General features: G+C 75.0%; 21 protein-coding genes and 1 pseudogene. 8 read left to right on the forward strand and 14 right to left on the reverse strand.

Annotation, left to right across the window (positions count from 1 at the left end; genetic code table 11):
- Positions 1 to 107 precede the first annotated feature (107 nt).
- Positions 108 to 890: a LuxR C-terminal-related transcriptional regulator gene (locus tag ACIP37_RS30145; RefSeq protein WP_363631407.1), complete on the forward strand. Its 783-nt coding sequence runs from the start codon at positions 108 to 110 to the stop codon at positions 888 to 890.
- A gap of 27 nt (positions 891 to 917) precedes the next feature.
- Here ACIP37_RS30145 and ACIP37_RS30150 read toward each other — a convergent pair whose 3' ends face one another.
- Entirely contained in the window at positions 918 to 2,456 is a 1,539-nt protein-coding gene (locus ACIP37_RS30150) for an AMP-binding protein (RefSeq protein ID WP_363585658.1), read from the reverse strand.
- A 282-nt stretch (positions 2,457 to 2,738) separates the two neighbouring features.
- Between ACIP37_RS30150 and ACIP37_RS30155 the strand changes: the two genes are divergently transcribed.
- The 3 genes from ACIP37_RS30155 (at position 2,739) to ACIP37_RS30165 (ending at position 4,595) form a co-directional block, all read left to right on the forward strand.
- Complete coding sequence (locus ACIP37_RS30155) at positions 2,739 to 3,311, forward strand: GNAT family N-acetyltransferase (protein WP_400811418.1); 573 nt, start codon at positions 2,739 to 2,741, stop codon at positions 3,309 to 3,311.
- Between the two features lie 4 nt (positions 3,312 to 3,315).
- A complete protein-coding gene (locus ACIP37_RS30160) occupies positions 3,316 to 3,702 on the forward strand; it encodes a VOC family protein (RefSeq protein WP_363585656.1) in 387 nt (128 codons plus the stop codon).
- A 245-nt stretch (positions 3,703 to 3,947) separates the two neighbouring features.
- The gene (locus ACIP37_RS30165; RefSeq protein WP_400811420.1) at positions 3,948 to 4,595 is read left to right on the forward strand and encodes an NAD(P)-dependent oxidoreductase; all 648 of its coding nucleotides are present in this window, start codon (positions 3,948 to 3,950) and stop codon (positions 4,593 to 4,595) included.
- Between the two features lie 22 nt (positions 4,596 to 4,617).
- Here ACIP37_RS30165 and ACIP37_RS30170 read toward each other — a convergent pair whose 3' ends face one another.
- Positions 4,618 to 5,400, reverse strand: a complete 783-nt coding sequence (locus tag ACIP37_RS30170; protein ID WP_363631404.1) for a class III extradiol ring-cleavage dioxygenase — start codon at positions 5,398 to 5,400, stop codon at positions 4,618 to 4,620.
- 129 nt (positions 5,401 to 5,529) lie between these two features.
- Here ACIP37_RS30170 and ACIP37_RS30175 point away from each other — a divergent pair, with 129 nt between their 5' ends.
- Entirely contained in the window at positions 5,530 to 5,997 is a 468-nt protein-coding gene (locus tag ACIP37_RS30175) for a MarR family winged helix-turn-helix transcriptional regulator (RefSeq protein WP_063350998.1), read from the forward strand.
- A gap of 84 nt (positions 5,998 to 6,081) precedes the next feature.
- Here ACIP37_RS30175 and ACIP37_RS30180 read toward each other — a convergent pair whose 3' ends face one another.
- Positions 6,082 to 7,683 (reverse strand): PucR family transcriptional regulator, encoded by a 1,602-nt coding sequence (locus ACIP37_RS30180; protein ID WP_400811422.1) that lies wholly within the window; start codon positions 7,681 to 7,683, stop codon positions 6,082 to 6,084.
- 429 nt (positions 7,684 to 8,112) lie between these two features.
- On the opposite strand from ACIP37_RS30180, the gene ACIP37_RS30185 reads away from it, so the two are divergent.
- Together ACIP37_RS30185 and ACIP37_RS30190 are read left to right on the forward strand one after the other, a co-directional pair.
- Positions 8,113 to 8,565, forward strand: coding sequence for a molybdopterin-dependent oxidoreductase (locus ACIP37_RS30185; protein WP_400811424.1), 453 nt, complete (start codon positions 8,113 to 8,115; stop codon positions 8,563 to 8,565).
- A gap of 158 nt (positions 8,566 to 8,723) precedes the next feature.
- Positions 8,724 to 9,236, forward strand: a complete 513-nt coding sequence (locus ACIP37_RS30190) for a GNAT family protein (RefSeq protein WP_363631401.1) — start codon at positions 8,724 to 8,726, stop codon at positions 9,234 to 9,236.
- A 70-nt stretch (positions 9,237 to 9,306) separates the two neighbouring features.
- On the opposite strand, the gene ACIP37_RS30195 is transcribed toward ACIP37_RS30190, so the two are convergent.
- Complete coding sequence (locus ACIP37_RS30195; protein WP_063346980.1) at positions 9,307 to 10,353, reverse strand: LacI family DNA-binding transcriptional regulator; 1,047 nt, start codon at positions 10,351 to 10,353, stop codon at positions 9,307 to 9,309.
- 66 nt (positions 10,354 to 10,419) lie between these two features.
- Positions 10,420 to 11,286 (reverse strand): MurR/RpiR family transcriptional regulator, encoded by an 867-nt coding sequence (locus tag ACIP37_RS30200; protein WP_400811427.1) that lies wholly within the window; start codon positions 11,284 to 11,286, stop codon positions 10,420 to 10,422.
- Between the two features lie 74 nt (positions 11,287 to 11,360).
- On the opposite strand from ACIP37_RS30200, the gene ACIP37_RS30205 reads away from it, so the two are divergent.
- Positions 11,361 to 12,218 (forward strand): EamA family transporter, encoded by an 858-nt coding sequence (locus tag ACIP37_RS30205; protein WP_400811429.1) that lies wholly within the window; start codon positions 11,361 to 11,363, stop codon positions 12,216 to 12,218.
- Positions 12,219 to 12,279: 61 nt separating this feature from the next.
- On the opposite strand, the gene ACIP37_RS30210 is transcribed toward ACIP37_RS30205, so the two are convergent.
- The 9 genes and pseudogenes from ACIP37_RS30210 to ACIP37_RS30250 all read right to left on the reverse strand — a co-directional run bounded on the left by ACIP37_RS30210 (position 12,280) and on the right by ACIP37_RS30250 (position 19,776).
- Positions 12,280 to 13,041: a GNAT family N-acetyltransferase gene (locus ACIP37_RS30210; protein WP_363585647.1), complete on the reverse strand. Its 762-nt coding sequence runs from the start codon at positions 13,039 to 13,041 to the stop codon at positions 12,280 to 12,282.
- 73 nt (positions 13,042 to 13,114) lie between these two features.
- The gene (locus tag ACIP37_RS30215) at positions 13,115 to 14,209 is read right to left on the reverse strand and encodes a WD40/YVTN/BNR-like repeat-containing protein (protein ID WP_400811431.1); all 1,095 of its coding nucleotides are present in this window, start codon (positions 14,207 to 14,209) and stop codon (positions 13,115 to 13,117) included.
- Positions 14,210 to 14,378: 169 nt separating this feature from the next.
- On the reverse strand, positions 14,379 to 15,821 hold the full coding sequence (locus ACIP37_RS30220; RefSeq protein ID WP_363585645.1) for an NAD(P)/FAD-dependent oxidoreductase: 1,443 nt from the start codon (positions 15,819 to 15,821) through the stop codon (positions 14,379 to 14,381).
- On the reverse strand, positions 15,818 to 16,036 hold the full coding sequence (locus ACIP37_RS30225) for a hypothetical protein (RefSeq protein ID WP_400844800.1): 219 nt from the start codon (positions 16,034 to 16,036) through the stop codon (positions 15,818 to 15,820). Before ACIP37_RS30225 ends, ACIP37_RS30220 begins: the two co-directional genes overlap by 4 nt.
- Positions 16,037 to 16,193: 157 nt before the next feature.
- Positions 16,194 to 16,928 carry an alpha/beta hydrolase gene (locus ACIP37_RS30230; RefSeq protein ID WP_363631392.1) on the reverse strand — a complete coding sequence of 245 codons (735 nt, stop codon included), beginning with the start codon at positions 16,926 to 16,928 and terminating at the stop codon, positions 16,194 to 16,196.
- 154 nt (positions 16,929 to 17,082) lie between these two features.
- Positions 17,083 to 17,484 (reverse strand): annotated as a pseudogene (locus ACIP37_RS30235) (thioredoxin family protein); the annotation flags it as partial.
- Positions 17,485 to 17,598: 114 nt separating this feature from the next.
- Entirely contained in the window at positions 17,599 to 18,339 is a 741-nt protein-coding gene (locus ACIP37_RS30240; RefSeq protein ID WP_363631391.1) for a hypothetical protein, read from the reverse strand.
- 85 nt (positions 18,340 to 18,424) lie between these two features.
- Entirely contained in the window at positions 18,425 to 18,937 is a 513-nt protein-coding gene (locus ACIP37_RS30245; protein ID WP_363631389.1) for a DUF1990 domain-containing protein, read from the reverse strand.
- Entirely contained in the window at positions 18,934 to 19,776 is an 843-nt protein-coding gene (locus tag ACIP37_RS30250) for a YndJ family protein (RefSeq protein WP_363631387.1), read from the reverse strand. Before ACIP37_RS30250 ends, ACIP37_RS30245 begins: the two co-directional genes overlap by 4 nt.
- Positions 19,777 to 19,849: the final 73 nt, after the last annotated feature.

Here is a 19,849-nt window from a genome sequence, read left to right on the forward strand (position 1 = left end):
CACCCTACGCCCGGCCCGGCCGCCGCGCCCGCCACTCCGTCGAAGACGCGGGGAACACCCACGTCAGCACTCTCGCCAGCGGCCGTGCCGCGTGTGACAATCTCGCGATGACAAGGGCGAAGACGGGCCCCGGGGCCGCGGACACCCTCACCACCCCGGCGCACCCGGACGATCCCGGGCTCGCCGCCCGCGCCGCCGAGTTGGTGCGGGACGCCGTGCTCGGCGACCTCGCGCGGCGGGTGGTGGCCGAGTGCGGGGCCGACGTCGGACTGGTCGGCGTGCCGCAGCCGCCGTCCGGGCCCCGGGGGAGCGACGCGGGCATGGTGCTGCGCCACTGGGCCGGCACCCGGGCCGACCTGCTGCACGACCGGGCCGTCCCGACCGGCACCGGCCTGGGCGGGCGGGCACTGGCCGAGCGGGCGCCCAGTTGGGTGCCCGACTACCGTGCCGCCACCACGATCTCGCACGACCACGACGCCGCCGTCAGCGCCGAGGACCTGTACGCGATGCTCACCGTGCCGCTGCTGCACGGCGACACCGTGTACGGCGTGGTGTACGCGTCGCTGCGCGCCGTCGTCCCGTTCGGGGACGTGCGGATCGCCGCCGTCGGCGAACTGGCCGCGACCGCGACCCGGGCCCTGGCCGGGGCGGCCGCCTGGCGCTCCGCGCCGCCCCGACGGGCCGCCCCCGTACGGCCGTTGACCCCGCGCGAGCACGAGGTGCTGCGCTGGGCGGCGACCGGCCGGACCAACCCGGAGATCGCCGCCCGGCTGGGCCTCACCTGCAACACCGTGACGGGCTACCTGAAGTCCGCGATGCACAAGCTCGGTGTTCGCAACCGCACCGAACTCGCCCTGGCGGCGCGCGAGTCCGGCCTGGTCGGCCGGTGAGCGCGCCCGGTCGGCCGGTGGCGGGCCTCAGCCGACCTGCCGATCCCGCCCCGTCCAGTACGGCTCGCGCAGCCGGAACTTCTGTAGCTTCCCGGTGGCGGTCCGCGGCAGGGCCGCCCGGAACTCCACCGAGGTGGGCGACTTGTAGCCGGCCAGCCGCTGCTTGCAGTGCGCGATCAACTCGGCCTCGGTGACGGCCTCCTGGCCCTCTCGGAGGACCACCAGCGCCTTGACGGTCTCGCCCCACTTCTCGTGCGGCACTCCGATCACCGCGGCCTCGGCGACCGCCGGGTGGCCGTACAGGCAGTCCTCCACCTCGATCGAGGAGACGTTCTCCCCGCCGCTGATGATGACGTCCTTCTTCCGGTCCGAGATGGTCAGTTGGCCGTCCTGGCCGAGGACGCCGCCGTCGCCGGTGTGGAACCAGCCGTCCCGCAGGGCGTCGGCGGTGGCCGCGGGCTGCTGCCAGTAGCCGTCCAGCACGGTGTTGGAGCGCACCAGGACCTCGCCGGAGGCGTCGACCCGCAGCCGGGTGCCGAGCGCCGGGGCGCCCGCCTGCACCAGCTTCTCGGCCCGTTCGGCGGCGGGCAGGGCGTCCCACTCGGCGCGCGAGCGGTTGACCGTGACCGCCGGGGAGGTCTCGGTCAGGCCGTAGAGCTGCATGAACTCCCAGCCCAGCTCGGACTCGACCTGCTGCACCACCGAGGTCGGCGGCGGCGCGCCGGCCACCACGATCCGCACCCGGTCCCGGCCCGGCACCGGGCCGTCCCACTCGGCGGCCGCGTCCAGCACCATCTGGACCACGGCGGGCGCGCCGCTGAGGAAGGTCACCCCGTGCCGCTCGACCCGGCGCAGGATCTCCGCGCCGTCCACCTTGCGCAGCACGATGTGCCGGGCGCCGAGCCCGGTGAGGGCGAACGGCAGGCCCCAGCCGTTGGCGTGGAACATCGGCAGGGTGTGTAGGTAGACGTCCCGGTCGCCGACGCCGTAGTGCAGGCCCATCAGTACCGCGTTCAGCCAGATGTTGCGGTGGGTGAGCTGAACGCCCTTGGGGCGGGCGGTGGTTCCGCTGGTGTAGTTGATCGTGGCGGTGTCGTTCTCGGCGATTTCGTACCGCCGGGGGGAGTTGTCGAAGTCGTGCAGCAGCGCGTCGCTGTCCGCGCCGAGCACGAACTTGTGCTTGGCCGCCACCCCGTCCAGCGCGTCGGCGAGTTCGGGGTCGACCAGCAGGACGGACGCGCCGCTCTGCTCGACGATGTACGCCACCTCCTCGGCCTTCAGCCGGAAGTTCACCGGGACCAGCACCCGCCCGTGCCCGCTCACCCCGAACAGGGAGGTCAGCAGCCGGGCCGAGTTGTGCGACACGACGGCGACCCGCTCGCCCGGCCCGACGCCCAGCCGGTCCAGCCCGGCCGCCTGCGCCCGGGCCAGTTCGGCGACCCGGCGGTAGCTCAGCTCGCCCCAGGATTCGGCCGGCTGCACCGGCTCGTCGACGATGCCGACCCGGTCGCCGTAGACCAGCTCGGCCCGGTCGAGGAAGTCCATCACGGAGAGTGGAATCTGCATGCGCCCACTGTCCTCTCCCGGCCGCCCGCCGGACACCCCCGATCGGGGGTATCACCTGCGGAAGGGCGGAAGGAGAGTGAAAGTCGGGCAGAAGGAGAGCGAAAGTCGGGCGGAAGGGGCGGATTCCGTCTGCTGAGCCCGTCGCGAACAGACGGGTGGCCGATGCGGTGGGCCGGCCGGCCTCCTGCTGGGAAGATCGCAGCGAACGGCCACACACCCACGGGGAGAAGCACCATGAGCGACCGACGACCCGGGCACCCTCCACGAGGCCGGGGGACTGCGGTGACCGCCCCCGCCCCCGCCACCGCGCACCCGAGGGCCGAGGGCCTGCTGCTGCGCCCCTTCGAGGACGCGGACGCACCGGCCCTGATAGCGGCGTACCGGGACGAGACGCTGCGCCGCTTCACCCGCGTCCCGGTGGGTAACGCCGAGGAGGCCGCGCACTGGCTCGGGTTGCAGTACCGGGGCCGGGCGGAGGGCCGCCGGTACAGCTTCGCGGTGCTGGAGCCCGGCACGGGCGAACTGCTCGGCAACGTCGCGCTCAAGCGCGGCACCCCGGGCGGGGAGGCGGCCGAGGTGGGCTACTGGACGGCGGCCGCCGCCCGCGGCCGGGGGGTGGCCCCGCGCGCGGTGGTGGCGCTCACCGCCTGGGCCTTCGACGTGCTCGCCGACGATGGCCTGGTCCGGATCGACCTGCTGCACCAGGTGGACAACCCGGCCTCCTGCCGGGTCGCGGAGAAGAGCGGCTACGCCTTCCAGGAGGTGCTGACGGCCTTGCCGCCGGAGTTCCCGTCGGACGGTCACCGGCACTCCAGGAAAAGGCTGGACGGAACCGAACACGGCAGGTCAGAGTAGCCGGATGGGATCTCTGGTACGACACGTGACGATCGACTGCGCCGACCCGTACGGCCTCGCGCAGTTCTGGGCCCAGGCGCTGGACGGCACCCTGGCCGAGGACGACAACCCGGGTGACGAGGAGGCGGTGGTGCAGTCCGCCGGCGCCTCGCTGCTGTTCATCCGGGTGCCCGACGGCAAGTCGGTGAAGAACCGGGTCCACCTCGACCTCCAGCCGCAGGACCGCAGCCGGGACGAGGAGGTGGAGCGCCTGGTCGCGCTCGGCGCGACGGTGCTCGGCGACCACCGCACCCCGGACGGCAAGGGCTGGGTCACCCTGGGCGACCCCGAGGGCAACGAGCTGTGCGTCGAGCGCAGCCAGGCCGAGCGCATCGCCACCGGCAACGCCTGAGCCAACGCCTGAGCCAACGCCTGAGCCAACGTTCGGGCCACCGCCTGGGCCACCGCCTGAACGAACGGCCGCCGAGTCCACGAGGACCCGGCGGCCGTTCGTTTCGCCCCGCCCGGTGCACCCGTCACACGACAGGCCGATGTCTCGGGCCGTCGCAGTAGAACCGTCCGATAATCGAACCTGGCTGATGCCACGTCGCGGCGATTTTCCCCGACCCCGCCACCCGAGAGACAGGCAGGTACCCCATGGCCAGGATCGCCGTGATCGGCGCCAACGGCACCATCGGCAGCGCCGCCGTCGCGGAGGCGGCCGCGCGCGGGCACGAAGTCACCGCAGTGGTCCGCGACCCGGACCACTACCGGGGTGAGGCGGCCTTCGTCGAACGCGCGGACGTCCTGGATCGGGCCCAGGTGGCCCGGGTGGCGGCCGGCCAGGACGTCCTGGTGAGCGCGGTCGGCGGCGGCGACGGCCCGGGCCACCTGGCGCTGATCGAGCCGGCCGCGCGGTCGCTGGTGGAGGGCCTGCGCTCGCTCGGCGACGCCGCACCCCGGCTGATCGCGGTCGGTGGAGCGGGCAGCCTGGAGACCGCGCCAGGGGTGCGGGTCTGGGACGCGCCGGGACTGCCGGAGCCGGTGCTGGAGATCATGCACGCGCACGGCGCGGCGCTGGACTACTACCGGGCGGTCTCCGACGTCCGCTGGACGGTGCTCAGCCCGGCCGCCGAGATCGGCCCGGGGGAGCGGACCGGCCGCTACCGGACGGGCCTGGAGCAGCTGCTCACGGATGCTGCCGGGCGCAGCCGGATCTCGGTGCCGGACTACGTGGTCGCCCTGGTCGACGAGGCCGAGCAGCCCGAGCACATCGGCGAGCGCTTCACCTGCTGCGCGCTGTGACTCTCGGTTACGGTGAGCCCGGTCAGCCCAGCTGGATCGACCGCTTGGCGAGCCCCATCCAGAACCCGTCGATGACGCTGCGCTGGCTGCCGAGGTCGGCCTCACCGGCGCCGAGGGTGACGAAGAGCGGGGCGAAGTGCTCGGTGCGCGGGTGGGCGAGCCGCCCGGCGGGGGCCTTGCGCTCGAAGTCGAGCAGCGCGTCCAGGTCGTGGGCGTCCAGGGCGCGCCGGCCCCAGTCGTCGAACTCGGCCATCACCGAGCTGATCCGGCCGTCGTTGCTGAGCGCCCGCAGGTTGTGGGTGAAGAAGCCGCTGCCGACGATCAGCACGCCCTCGTCGCGCAGCGGGGCGAGCCGGCGGCCGATCTCCAGCAGTCGCTGCGGGTCGAGCGTGGGCATGGAGATCTGGAGGACGGGGATGTCGGCCTCCGGGAACATCTCCACCAGCGGGACGTACGCGCCGTGGTCGAGGCCGCGGTCGGGGATGTCCTGGACGGGCGTGCCGGGGGCGCGCAGCAGCTTGCGGACGCGGTCGGCGAGCGCCGGTGCGCCGGGAGCGGCGTACTGGACCTGGTAGTAGTGCTCGGGGAAGCCCCAGAAGTCGTACACCAGCGGCACGGTGGTGACGGCGCCGAGGGCGAGCGGTGCCTCCTCCCAGTGGGCGGAGACCATCAGGACGGCCTTGGGCCGGGGCAGGTCGGCGGACCAGGCGGCCAGTTCGCCGGGCCAGACCGGGTCGTCGGCGAGCGGCGGCGCGCCGTGCGAAAGGTACAGGGCGGGCATACGCTCGGGGGCCGCGGTGCTCATGGCGTCCTCCTCCTGGGTCGAACGGAACGGGTGGCTCAGAAGAGTAGTTCAAATTTGAACCTCTACTCGCTGACCGTACACCTTCGTTCGAATTTGAACAACAGGAGTAGACTTCACCACATGTCCACACTGAACGAACCCCGCTGGCTGGACCAGGACGAGATGGCTGCCTGGCGGGGCTTCGTCGTCGCGAGCAACCTGCTCAACCGCCGACTGGAGCGCCAGCTCAAGGAGGACTCCGGCCTCTCGCACCAGCAGTACGAGATCCTGGTGCACCTGTCCGCGGCCCCGGCCCACGCGCTGCGGATGACCGAACTCGCCGACAAGCTGGTCACCTCCAAGAGCGGCCTCACCTACCAGGTCACCCAGCTGGAGCGGATGGGCCTGGTCGCCCGCCGCTCCTGTCCCAGCGACGTGCGCGGCGTCATCGCCGAACTCACCGACCAGGGGCGGGAGTCGCTGCGGCAGGCCGCACCCGGGCACGTCGCCCTGGTCCGCGAGCTGCTGATCGACGTGCTCACCCGCGAGCAGCTGGCCGTGCTCGCCGAAAGCCTCGGCGAGGTCAGTGCCCGGCTGCGCCTCGACGACACACCCTGAAGCCCTGAATCCCGGCCCCGAGCCCCTCAGTCAGTCCCCCCGCGCTGCTCCCCGCAGCAGCAACTGCCGCTCCCGTTCGGCGATCTACCGAGCCGGAGCCTGAGCCTGAGCCTGAGCCCGGGCCGGCTGCGGGGCGCAGAGCAGGGCGGTCCGCAGGTCGAGCCGGTCCCGCAGCCTGGCCAGGCTGCGGCCGGTCAGCTCCTCGATCCGGCGGATCCGGTAGTGCACGGTGTTGACGTGGATGCACAGCGCCTCGGCCGTCCGCGCCCACGAGCCGTCGTGGTCCAGGAAGACCGCCAGGGTGCCCAGCAGCGAGACGCTGTTCTCCCGGTCGTGGGCGGCCAGCGGGGCCAGCAGCCGGACGTGGAAGGCGGCCGTCACCTCCGGCGGGATGCTGCGCAGCAGTCCGTCCAGCGAGTCCAGTTCGGCGGCGCTGCCGACCGGGCCGGCCGAGCCCTCCAGGACGTAGCGGGCCTGCACCAGCGCCGCCCGCAGTGCGGCGGGGGCGGGCGGGGCGGCCGGGCCGACGCCGACCCGCAGGGTGCGCCCGCCGGTCAGCCGGCTCTGCAGCGCGGGCCGGGCCCGGCGCAGCCGTTCGGCGACCTGCTCGACCGGCGCGGCGACCAGCGCGGCGGACCGCCCGTCGCGGTCGGTCCCGGCGGCGTACGGCGCGCCGAGCGAGTGCAGTGCCTCGGCCAGTGCGTGCGCCGCCCAGGCGGCGGGCGGGCCGTCGCCCGGCGTGGCACCCGCCTCGCCCGCCCGGCCGCCGTCGATCCGCGTGGTGACCGCCACCAGCGACTCGGCCCCGCCCAGCCCGCAGGCGGCGAGCGGCTCGGTGAGCCCGGCCTCCCCGGCGAGCGCGTCCAGTAGCCGCCCGGCGGCCCGGCGCCGCGCGCTCGCGTCGGCGTGGGCACGGGCGGCGAGCGGGGCGAGCAGTTCGGCCAGGGACTGGAGCACCGGTTCGGCCGCCGCCGAGCGCAGGTGCGGGCGCAGCCGCCAGCCGTCGAACGGCGAGCCGTCCTGGGGCCCGACGGGCAGCCCGGTGTCGCCGCGCCCGGCGGGCGGGACGGATGCGGCGGTGGTAGGTGCGGCATTGGCGGGTGCGGGTGCGGGTGCGGCGGCGGGTCCGACGGTGGCGGTGACGGCCCGGCCGCCGGCGGTGGTGATCGAGCAGTCCGGGACCCCGAGCCGGCCGACCGCGTGGGCCAGCACCTCGCCGGCCCCGGCGTCCGCGTGCAGCAGGTCGAGCAGCTCGTGCCGGACGGTCTCCGGGATTGCTGCGGTGTCCTGGGCGCCGACCCGCAGGTCCCCCCAGAGCCGCAGGTAGACGCGGTCGGTGACGGCGCGGAAGCTGACTCCGGCGGGCACCGTCAGCAGCGGGATGCCGTGGGTGCGACAGGCGTCGGCGAGGCTGTCCGGGACGCTGCCGTGGGTGCCCTCGCCGGCCAGCAGCGCCGCCACGCCCGCGCTGCGCAGGGCGGTGGCGAAGCGCAGCGCGTCGGAGGCGTCGGCGGGCCGCCACCAGACCAGGCCGGTGAGGACGAGTTCGCCGGGCTGGAGGTAGCGGGCCGGGTCCTGGAGGTCGGTGGAGCTGAGCCCGGTGACCGGGCGGTCGAGCAGGTCCGGGGTGCCCCAGGCCAGGCGGATGTCCAGGTCGTCGAGGTGCAGCAGGTCGCCGACGATCATCTCTCGCTCATCTCGCTCTCGCTCATCTCGCTCTCGCCCTTGCGTGCCGCGCCCGGCTGTGCCTCGCAAGTGCAAGGTTCAGATGCTCTTGGGCATCGTAAATGCAAGTCATGCGGCAGTGATTCTTCTTGTCGGATCATCCAGCGTGGGCCCCTCGGCGGGTGTGCGGAACCAGTCGTCCGCCCGATTGCGGTGCTGCTTCCAGCGGTTTCCGCCGGCTTCGATCGGCTTCCGCCGGTGCGGGGCGCGTCGAGCCGTCTCCTCGGACATGCCCGCCCGTGCCATCGCAGCTGCTGGCGGAAAGCGGCTTCACCCATCGCAGATACCGCTGAAATCATCCTTTCGGTGCCGCAGCTGCGAATGCCCGGGCCCTCCCTCGGGTAACCCCCTCCCGGGTCGCGGCGGCGCGGCCCGGGAGGAGGGAACGCCATGACCCCGTCGAGCCCCACCGTCCGGTTGCACGGCCACTTCGACCGGCCCGCCGAGCTGTCGGTCGACCAGCTGCGCGCCCTCCCCGCGCACCGCGTCGAGGTCAGCTTCGACTGCCTGGCCGAGGGCGAGCAGCGGCACGACTACGAGGGGCCCGCGCTCTGGGACGTGCTGTGCGCGGCCCGGCCCCGGATCGACTTCTCCGGCCGCAAGCAGCGGCTGCGCTTCCTGCTGTCGGTCAGCGGCGCGGACGGCCACCGGGCCGTCGTCTCCTGGGCCGAGATCGATCCCGACTTCGGCGGCCAGCGGATCCTGCTGGCCACCAGCATGGACGGCGCCCCGCTGGACGCCGTCGGCCCGCAGCTCGTCGTCCCCGACGACCACTGCGGCGCCCGCTACGTCAGCGGGGTCACGGCCGTGTGGCTCGGCCCGCTGGGTGAACCGGAGGCCTGAGCCCCGGCCGCGGGCGGGCCTTGGCCCCGCCCCGGGGCCCGCTCTCGGCGAGTGCTTCGCGGTGGAGCATCGTCGCTGCTCGGAGGGGGTGCGGTCGATCGCGGGGAATACCGGAAAACAGCTCGCCGGATGCCTGTTTCCGTGCCAACATGCCCCATATGGGGACGATTCTGCACGGCACCCTGGTGACCCTCCGCACCGCCGACACCGACGACATCCCGGCGCTCGCGGCCATCCGCGGCACGCCCGAGGTGTTCGCCCGTTGGCGGGGCGGTGACGACCTCGCCGACGCCGTCGCCAGCGACCTGGAGGAGCCCGACACCGAGACCCTCGCCGTCGAGGTGGGCGGGAAGATCGTCGGCGCCATCCAGTGGTACGCCAACAACGACGACGAGTACCGGCACGCCGGCATCGACATCTACCTCGACCCGGAGGTCCACGGCGTCGGCCTCGGCGCCGACGCCGTCCGCACGCTGGCCCGCCACCTCGTCGACCACCACCACTACCACCGGCTGATCATCGATCCGGCGGCCGACAACACGGCCGCGATCCGCTGCTACGCGAAGGTCGGCTTCCGCTCCGTCGGCACCATGCGCCAGTACGAGCGCGGTCCGGACGGCACCTGGCACGACAACCTGCTGATGGACCTCCTCGCGGACGAACTCCGCTGACCGGTGCGCCCGCGCGGTGGTGGGCGGCCCGGCAGCGCCTCGACCGAACCGGAGCGCGCGTGACGCGGAGTCAGATCGCGGCTGCGCCCGCGGTCGCCCGCTCCGGCGCCGGGCACCCGCAGGTGCGTCGCAGCACCAGCCGGGCCGGGAAGGTCCGCGCGCCGGTGGAGCGCCGCTCGGCCCCGCCGAGGACCAGGTCCACCGCGGCGCGGGCCATCTCGTCCTGCGCGGTCGCGACGGTGGTCAGCGCCGGGCCGGCGATCACCGCCTCGGCGATGTCGTCGAAACCGGCCACCGCGAGCTGCTCCGGCACCCGGATGCCCAGGTCGTCGGCGGCCCGCAGCAGGCCGATCGCCTGGTCGTCGGTCGTGCAGAACACGGCGGACGGCCGGTCGGGCCGGGCCAGCAGGGCGAGCGCCTCGGCGTGCGCCCGGACGCGGTCGAACGGCGCCGGCACCAGCCGCCCCTCGGTCGCCAGCCCGGCCTCGGCCAGCGCGGCGGCCCAGCCGGCCGTCCGCCCGGTGACCGGGTCGTGCGGGCTGAGCGCGAGGGTGCCGCCGAAGCAGTGCACCTCGGCGTGGCCGTGCCCGAGCAGGTGCCGGACCACCTCGCGGGCGCCGCCCTCGTCGTCCGCCACCACCGCGACGCCGTCGGCGGTCTCCGCCCGGTGGTGCAGCAGCACGACCGAGGTGCCGTCGCCCACGTCGAAGCCGGTGAGCCCGGGGGTGGCCGGGTCCTGGGTGACCAGGATCAGCCCGTCGACCTGCATGCCGAGGAACGCGCGGATGTAGTGCGCCTCGCGCTCGTCCACGTAGTCGGAGTTGCCGATCAGCAGGAGCCGGCCGTGGTCGGCGGCGGCCTGCTCGACGGCGTGCGCGAGCCCGGCGAAGAACGGCTGGCGGGCGTCCGGCACGACCATGCCGAGCAGGTTGGTCCGCCGCCGTGCCATCGCCTGGGCGACCCGGTTGGGGCGGTAGCCGAGCTCCTCGACCGCCGCGAGCACCCGCGCCCGGGTCGCGGGCGCCACCGGCCGCGGCCCGTCGTTGATCACATAACTCACGACCGCCGTGGACGTCCCCGCCACCCGCGCCACATCGTCCCGTGTCACCCTCGCCATGCCCGCGAGCCTACACAGCGCCTCCGACGGCTCCGGGCTGCCGTCGCCGCCGGACGCCCGCCGCGGTCAGTACGTGTGGTCCGCGGTGATGTCCGCCGAGAGGCCGAGGGCCTGTTCGGCGGGTCGCCCGCGCAGCGCCAGCAGGGTCTGGGCCAGCGCGTCGACGGCGGCCAGGTGGGCGAGCCGGCTGGCCGTGGTCTCCAGGCCGAAGACCAGGTCCTGCCCGCCCGCGACCAGGGTGTGGGTGGCCGTCTCGGTGAGCGGTGAGCGGGCGTAGCTGGTGAGTGCGACCACGGCCGCCCCGGCCGCCCGGGCCCGGCGCGCGGCGTCGATCACCAGCGGAGTGGCGCCGCCGTGGCTGACCGCGAAGCAGACGCCGCCGGGCGGGAGCTGGGCGGCGGCCAGCTGGGCGGTGAGCGGGTCGGCGGGGGCGTCGACGCGCAGGCCGAGCGCGCGCAGCCGGTAGGCGAGGTCGAGCACCACCGCGCCGGACAGTCCGGAGCCGACCAGTACCACCTGGCCGGAGCCGGCCAGCACCTCGGCGGCCGCCCGCAGGTCGTCGGCGGTGAGCGTGGCGGTGATCCCGTCCAGGGCCGCGCGGGCGGCCCGCAGGGTGTCGGCGAGGGCCCGGGCGGCCGGGTCGCGCGCGTCGTCGGCGGGGGCCGGGGCCGTGGCGGGGGAGTGCCGGGCGGCGGCGATCTTCAGCTCCTGGTAGCCGCGGAAGCCGAGCCGCTGGCAGGCCCGGACCACGGAGGAGGGGGCGGTGCCGGCCAGTGCGGCGACGTCGCTGACGCTCAGGTGCACCAGGCCGGCGCCCCGGTCGAGCACCACCTCGGCCACCCGCGCCTCGGCGCCGCGCAGGTCGCCGAGCCGGGCCCGGATCCGCGCGGCGAGCTGGGACTCCAGGGGCGTCATGTCGGAATGTCCTTCCATGGCGCTAGGGTAGCGTGGAATTTGGTTCCAGGCCGTGCCGGATCGCCGGAAGGCCGTCGGAGGGGAGCTTCGCCATGTCCGAGATCGTGCCGGCCGTGCCGGTGGCCGTGCTCGCCGCGGCCGGGCTGCACGCTGTCTGGAACGGCCTGGCCCACCGGATCGCGGACAAGCTGGTCGGCTTCGCGCTGATCAACCTGACCTACACCGCGTGCGCGCTCGTCCTGGTGCTGCTCAACCCGCTGCCGGCGGCCTCGTCCTGGCCGTACCTGCTGGCCTCGGTCGCCGTCCAGACGACGTCGACGGTCCTGCTGCTACGCGCCTACCAGCTGGGCGACTTCGGGCAGATGTACCCGATCGCGCGCGGCTCGGCGCCGCTGCTGGTGGCCCTGCTGTCGGCCACCGTGCTCGGTCAGCACCCGGGCGCGGGCGAGCTGCTGGGCGTGGTGGTGATCTCCTGCGGCCTGATCGGGCTGGCCTTCGCCAAGGGCGTCCCGGGGCGGGCGCAACTGCCCGCGCTCGGGGCCGCCGCCGGGACGGGCGTGATGATCGCCGTCTACACGGTGCTGGACGGCAGCGGCGTCCGGCACGCCGGGACGGTCGGCGGTTATGTGGCCTGGCTGTTCCTGTTGCAGGGGCCGACGCTCGCGCTGATCGCCTGGGCCCGGCGCGGCCGTTCGCTGCTGACCGGGGTCGGCAAGGTGGTGCCGGTGGGGATCGCGGGAGGCGTGCTCTCGCTGACGGCCTACGGCCTGGTGGTGTGGGCGCAGTCCCGGGGGGACTTGGCGACGATCGCGGCGCTGCGCGAGACGAGCATCGTGATCGCCGCCCTGATCGCCACCGTGGTGTTCCGCGAGCGGCTCGGCCGTCTGCGGCTGAGCGCCAGCCTCACCGTGTTGGCCGGGATAGCCGTCCTGGAGCTGGCCCGGCCGTAGGCCCTGTCCGGCCGATCGCGGGCCGATCCCCCGAGACCGGCCGGACAGGGCCCGGTGGCCGTCAGCCCTTCTCCGGCACGATCACGGTCAGCGCGGTGCTCAGCAGCTCGAAGCCCAGGGACTCGTAGAGCCGGCGGGCCGGGTTGCCGTCGGTGACGGCCAACTGCACCTCGACGAGCCCGCGTTCGGCGGCGTCGGCGAGGGCGCGGCGCAGCAGGTCCGCGCCGAGGCCCCGGTAGCCGAGCTCCGGGTGCCGGAAGACGTCGGCGATCCACGGCAGGCCGCCGCGGTCGGTGAGGACGATCCCGGCCACCACCCGGTCCTGCGCGTCCACGGCGAGCAGGCTGGACGGCAGCACCGGCCCGATGACCTCGCCGGCGAGCAGCGGGGCGATCCGTTCCGCCAGCGCCTGCCGGTCGTCGCCCGCGAAGTGGTCCGGGTGCCCCGGGGCGAACGCGGCCCGCCAGGCCTCGAACAGGTCCTCGGGCGCGCGGTCGCAGGGCACGGCCCGCAGGCCGCCGCGCAGCGGGGCCCCGGTCCAGTCGGCGGGCGGCGGGTCGGCGACCAGGTCGCGCCGCATGGCGTGGGCGTGCCGGAGCACGGTGGCGCCGTGCTCCAGCAGGGCGAGGCCGAACTCGGGCGTCCCGGAGACCACCCACCCGGCCATCTCGGTGCGCACGAACTCCACCGGGTCGATGCCGCCGGTCTCGTCCACCACCTCCAGCAGGTCGGCCCAGGGCCGGCCCTCCCGCTCGCCCGGGAGGTAGCGCACCACCGGTACGCCCTCGCCGTTACGCCCGATCATCAAATCCGTCTCGGTCACACCAAGCCCCATTCGTACGGTCGTTCGTCCGCTGTCATGGTCGACGAGAGCGCTCCCGGGGGCAACCGAATTGTCAGGCCACCACCGCGGCGCGGACGCAGAGCACGTCCGGCAGGTGGGAAGTCAGCAACAACCAGCTCTCGCCCTCGTCGTGGCTGCCGTAGACGTCGCCGGTCCGGTTGCCGAAGTAGATCCCGGCCGGTTCGGCGTCGTCGGTGCGCAGCGCGTCGCGCAGCACGATGCCGTAGTGGTCCTCGCCGGGCAGGCCGTCGGCGAGCGGTTGCCAGCTGGTGCCGCCGTCGGTGGTGCGGAAGACCCGGCAACGGCGGTCGGGCGGGATGCGGTCGTCCGCGCCGCCGAGCGGGAACAGGTAGGCGGTGTCGCCCCGGCGCGGGTGGGAGGCGACGGCGAAGCCGAACGCGGCGGGCAGTCCGTCGGCGACGGAGCGCCAGCTCGCGCCCCAGTCGTCGCTGCGGTAGACACCGCCGTGGTTCTGCAGGTACAGCCGGTCGGGGTCGACGGGGTCGGGGGCGATCTTGTGCACGCACTGGCCGAACTCGGGGTACTGGCCCTCCTCCGGGAGGAACTCGGCGCGCAGACCGGTGTTGGCGGGCTCCCAGCTGTCGCCGCCGTCCTTGCTGCGGTAGACGCCGCCGGTGGAGACGGCGACCAGCAGCCGCTGCGGGTCGCGGGGGTCGGTGACGACGGTGTGCAGGCCCTGGCCGCCGTAGCCGGCGCCCCAGTCGGTCCGGTGCGGGTGGTTCCAGAGCGACTCGACCAGGCGGAAGGTCTCGCCGCCGTCCTCGGAGCGGAACAGCGCGGCGGGCTCGGTGCCCGCGTAGACGACGCCGGGGGCCTCCGGGCCGGCCGGCTGGAGCTGCCAGACCCTGGTGAGCGAGGCGCCGGTGGCTTCGGGGAAGCGGATCGCCGGCCGCGGCGGCTCGTACCAGGTGGCGCCGAGGTCGTCGGAGCGCCAGACGGAAGGCCCCCAGTGGCTGCTGTCGGCGCCGACCAGCAACCGGGTGCGGCCGTCGCGGCGGTCGATGGAGACGGAGTAGATCGCGTTCATCCGGAAGTGCGGCCCGCTGAACTCCCAGTCCAGCCGGTCGCGGCTGCGGCCGAGAAAGAGGCCCTTCTCGGTTCCGACGGCCAACAGCACTTCGGTCATGCCCCACACCACCTGGTGACGAGTACGGCCCCCCGGGACGGCCCCCGGCGCCCAGTGTCCCGCCGTCCACCGGTGGCCACATCTCGCCGCGCCCGATCACCCGGAAGGCCCGCTCACCAGGAAGGCCCGTGCGTCCGGCTCACCCGTGCGTCCGGCTCACCCGCCCGGCTCACCCCCGGCAGCCCTCCAGCAGCCGCAGCCACACCTCGCTGATCGTCGGGTAGGAGGGCACGGCGTGCCAGAGCCGGTCGATCGGTACCTCGCCGACCACGGCGACGGTCGCCGAGTGCAGCAGTTCGGCGACCCCGGGGCCGACCAGGCAGGCGCCGACCAGCACCTCGCGGTCCAGGTCGAAGACCACCCGGGCCCGGCCGCGGTAGTGGTCGCCGTACAGCGAGGCCCCGGCGACGGCGCCGAAGTCGTGGTCGACGGCCTTGACCCGCAGACCGGCCCCTTCGGCCGCCGCCAGGGTCAGTCCGACGGCGGCGACCTCCGGATGGGTGAACACGACCTGCGGCGCGCCCGCGCTGTCGGCCGACGCGGCGTGCGCGCCCCAGCGGGAGGTGTCCAGCGCACGCCCCTGGGCGCGGGCCACGATCGCCGCGCCCGTGATCCGGGCCTGGTACTTGCCCTGGTGGGTGAGCAGCGCCCGGTGGTTGACGTCCCCGGCGGCGTACAGCCACTCGCCGTCGACGCCGAGCACGGTGCAGCTGTCGTCCACCTCCAGCCAGCCGCCCGGCTTCAGCCCGACCTGCTCCAACCCGACGTCGGCGGTGCGCGGGGCCCGTCCGGTCGCGTACAACACCTCGTCCACGGTCAGCCGCTCGCCGCCACCGAGCGTCAGGACCACCGGCCCGGCGCCGTCCGCCCGCTCCAGCGCGGTGGCCTCCGTCCCGAACCGGAGGTCCACCCCGGCCTCGCGCAGGCCCTCCGCGACCAGCTCGCCCGCGAACGGTTCCATCCGCGGCAGCAGGTGGTCGCCGCGCACCAGCAGCACCACCTCGGAGCCGAGCGCCCGCCAGGCGGTCGCGAGCTCCACCCCGACCACGCCGCCGCCGACCACCGCCAGCCGCCCGGGCACGGCCGGAGCGGCGGTCGCCTCCCGGTTGGTCCACGGGTGGGCCTCCGCCAGCCCCGGCACGCCCGTGGGCAGCACGGGACGGCTGCCGGTGCACACGGCTACGGCGTGCCGGGCGGTGAGCACCCGTTCGGTGCCGTCCTCGGCCTCCACGGTGACGGTCCGCACGCCCGCCAGCCGGCCGTGGCCGCGCACCAGCTCGATGCCGGCGTCCCGCAGCCACTGCACCTGGCCGTCGTCGTTCCAGTGCGAGGTGAAGGAGTCCCGCCGGGCCAGCACCGCGGCCGGGTCCAGCCGCCTGCCGCCGACCGCCTCCCGGGAGCCCGCCACCGCGCGGGCCTCGGCCAGCGCGGCCACCGGGCGCAGCAGCGCCTTGCTCGGCATGCAGGCCCAGTACGAGCACTCGCCGCCGACCAGTTCGGCCTCAACGACCACCGTGCGCAGCCCGGCGGAGGCCGTCCGGTCGGCGACGTTCTCGCCGGTCGGGCCGCCCCCCAGGACGATGACGTCGTACTCCTCGGCGCTGCTGGTCATACCCGGTCCTCCGTGGTGTCGATGGCCACCCCGGCCCGCAGGGCCAGGGTGACGGGCATGTGGTCGCGGACGTCGAGCAGCCGGGCGCGCCGGGCGTCGGCCGGCGCGCCGGTGAGGGCGACCTTCCGGGAGGTCGGCCCGCGGCTGCCGTTCGTCTCGTACCCGAGCCTGACCCGAACGGCCTCCGGCGGCCACTTCTCGCGCTCCGCGTGCATCCGCAGGGGCTCGCCTTCCCGTGGGATCCGGCCCCCGGCCGGACGGGCGCCGGGCCGCGTGCCCGGCGCCGTGCCCATCCTGCGACGCCGGCGGGGCTTCGCGCAGTCGAACCCGCCGACGGGCCCGAGTCGAGGGCGGGTGGGAGCCGAGGGCGGGTCAGAGCGCCGCGAGCTCGGCCAGCACCGCCGCCGTGTCGGCCGGGCGGGAGAACATCGGCCAGTGCCCGGTGGGCAGTTCGCGCAGCTCCCAGTTCGGCCCGTCGAGCCCGGCGAACCACGGGTGCCCGGCCGTGATCATCGCCTGCACCTGGGCGAGCGGGAAGGAACAGGTCACCAGCGCCTGCGGCAGCGCGGCCGAGGCGCCCGTCAGCCGCAGCCGGTCCCGGTACGCCCCGGCCGGGTGCGGGGTGGCCCGCTCGCGGATCCGGGCGAGCGCGGCCTCGTCCAGGCCCTCCACGTCGGCGCCGTCGGCGGCGAGGTCGGCCCAGGAGGGCATCGGGAGGCGGCCGTCGACCACCGAGGCATCGGCCGCCGCACGGTGGTCGGGCTGCCAGAGGTCGTACAGCGAACCGCCGTCGATCATCGGGCCGCTGTCCAGGTAGACCACCCGGCGGATCCGCTCCGGCATCCGGTCCGCGATACCGCCGGCCGGGGCGCAGGCACCGCTGTGCGCGACCAGCACCACCTCCCAAAGGTCCTCGCGGACCAGCAGGTCGGCCAGCGCGGCGATGTGCTCCGCCAGCCCGATCGGCTCGGCCTCGCCCGCGCGCTCCGCCAGCCCGGGCAGGGTCACGGGGTGGACGGTGTGCCCGGCGGCGCGCAGCGGCGCGGCGACCTCGTCCCAGGCCCAGGCGCCGAGCCAGAAACCGGGGACCAGTACGAACGTGCTCATGGTGGGTCGCTCCTCGCGGTCGGGCGGGATCTCCGTCGCGGACGACTCTAGGACCGACCCCGGCCGGACTTCGTCCGGATTTCCGAGCGGCCGGGCCCGGGGAGCGTGACTCCCCGGGCCCTCGGACGAACGGACGCCCGGACGCCCGGGCGGGTCAGGCCTGGCCCCCGGCCGCCTGCTCCTGCGCCACCTTGCGCTTCACCTCGGCCATGTCCAGCTTCCTGGCCTGGCCGATCAGGTCCTCGAACACCGACTCCGGCAGCGCACCGGCCTGCGAGAAGACGAGCACGCCCTCACGGATGATCGCCAGCGTGGGGATCGACTGGATCCCGAACGCGGCGGCCAGCTCCACCTGCGCCTCGGTGTCCACCTTGGCGAAGACGAGGTCCGTGTGGCGCTCGGCCGCCTTCTCGTACACCGGGGCGAACTGGCGGCACGGCCCGCACCACCCGGCCCAGAAGTCGATGAGGACGAAGTCCTGGCCCTCCGGACCAGGGACGATGTCGTCGAAGTTCTCCTTGGTCAGCTCGACCGTGCTGCTCATCTCGCGATTCCTTCCCTTCCGGAGGCGGCGCTACCGATCACGTGCTCGCGACAACCGCGCGCCCCGACGGGGTATTCCGCGGCCGCGCGCCGGTGGCCGCCTCTGCCGGCAGCTGCCCGCGCCGGTTCAGCGCCCGGGCGCCACACACCGTGCGGAGCGGAAACCCCACGGGCGGGAGACCTCGTACACCGCCAGCCGCTCGACCCGGGCCGGCCCCTGCACGCCGGGCCAGCGCGGGTTCGGCGTGGCGTCGCCGATCAGGTGCTGCCGTTGCCAGATGCGGTTCCAGCCGACCCGCAGGGCGGGCTCGAAGCTGTGCCACCGTCCGCAGGGGCACGGCTGCCGCACCCAGGCGCAGGTCCGGCAGAGTTCGGCCAGGCCGTGGCCGGTCGAGCGCGACAGCACCGGCTCCTCGTCCCCGCAGGCCGGGCAGCCGGGCAGTTCGGCGCCGTCCAGCAGCGCGTTCTGCCGACGGACGTAGTCGGGCAGCCGCAGCGGCGGGTGGAGGAAGGGGTCCGCCCGCCAGGCCGCGTCCGGTGCGCCCCACCAGGGGCGGTTCCACCACACCGGCTCGGGCGGTTGCCGCCGCCCGGCCCGCTTCTCCGCCCGGCGCCGCGCCGCGTACTCCTGCGCCCCGGCCAGCCACAGGACCCGTGCCTCGTGCAGTTCCTCCACGGCCCGCACCAGCGAGTCCGGGTCGGCCTCCAGCAGCCGGGGCATCCGGGCGCTGAGCGTGAGGTGGTGGTAGGTGGCCCGGAAGCCGTACGGCGCGAAGCAGGTCAGGCAGGTCCGCAGGGCGTTGAACCGGCGGCGCGCCGGCAGCCGCTCGTCGTGCACCCGGGCCCGGTGGGTCAGGAAGCTGGTCACGGCTGCCCCGCGGTGACGTCGGGGGCCGACTGTGTGCGCATCACCGGGTGATCATGTCGGACGGCCCGCCCGTCGGGCCAAGGCGTTACCCCGCGTCCGCCGCGATCCGGGCCAGGACCCGGCCGCAGCGCCGGGCGAAGGCCCGTTGCGCGAGCGGCAGCAGCGGCCCCGCCAGCCGGGCGTACCGGGCGACCGGACGGCTGAAGGCGGTCACGCTGAACCAGACCGCCCCGTCCGCCTCCAGTTCGACCAGGAACGTCTCCTCGCCGCGGGCCAGATGGCCGGCCCGGGTGCCGTAGGTGAAGCCGTACCGGTCCGGGCCGTCGACGGTGGCCAGCACCCGGTTGGGGGCGCCGGCCCGGAGCGGGCCGACGCCGATCGCGCAGTGCACGGCGACGCCGGGGGCGGCCTGGTCCGCGTCGGCGTCGATCCGCACGCCGGCCAGCCGGTGCATCCGCCAGCCGAGCAGGGCGGCCCCGGCCACCTCCAGGGCGGGGCGGCCCCGGCCGACGAGCGCCCGGTGGCGCAGGTGGCGGTACCCGCCGGGCAGGTGGCCGGTGGCGCTGGCGCCCTGCTCCGGGTAGCTGAGGTCGGTCATCGGTGGTCCTCCGCGGTGGTGATCCGGCGCCAGGCGAGCAGCGAGCAGAGCGCGAAGCCGAGCGCGTTGCCGACGCCGTGGGTGGCGGCCATCCAGGCCAGGGTGGGGTGGGGGAGCCCGGACGCCTGGCCGAGGGCCCACCACAGGGCGAGCAGCATGGTGAGGGCGAGGACGGCCGAGGAGGCGGTGAGCAGCCGGGCGGTGACCGGGTCGGCGGCGCGCGGCCGCAGGTCGCGCCAGGTGACCAGGCCGACCAGCCACATCCCGGTGGTGAGCACGCAGGCCCCGGCGAACTGGACCCAGGTGCCGAGGAAGTACCCGGCGAGCACCAGCAGCGTCCCGGCCGGCACGCTGAGCGCGGCGCAGCGGGCGGCGCCGGAACCCGCCCGGGTGCTGCGGCAGACCAGCCCGGCGACGAGGGCGGCGGTGAATCCGGCGTAGTGGAAGTGCGGGACGGTCAGCGCCAGGACGTGTGGTTCGAAGTCGAACAGCGGGTAGCCGGAGCGCTCGGCGACCAGGGCGGTGCCGGCCACCGCCGGGGCGGCGAGCGCGGTGAGGACGGCGAGTTCGGCGGGCGCGAGCGAGCGGGTCCGGCGCAGCCGCAGCGGTGCGTGGAGGGCGACGGCCAGGGTGCCGAGCGCGTAGAGGGCGGCGCTGCCGGTGGCGAGGCCGCCGCGCGGGAGCCAGAGCGAGAGCGCGCCGGGGACGGCGGCGAGCGGCCAGAGCCGGCGGACGCGGGCGAGGCCGGGTTCGCCGATCAGGGCGAGGCCGAGCGGGACGACGGCGCCCATACCGAGCAGGACCAGCAGGTTCACCAGCTCCGTCGTGCCCTTGCCCATGCCGGAAGCGCCTCCTTGAACGCGTTCAAATCTTGGTCGTCGACGACTCTACGCCGCAGAGTTGAACGCGTTC

This window comes from Kitasatospora sp. NPDC088861, assembly GCF_044750105.1.
Lineage (GTDB): Bacteria > Actinomycetota > Actinomycetes > Streptomycetales > Streptomycetaceae > Kitasatospora.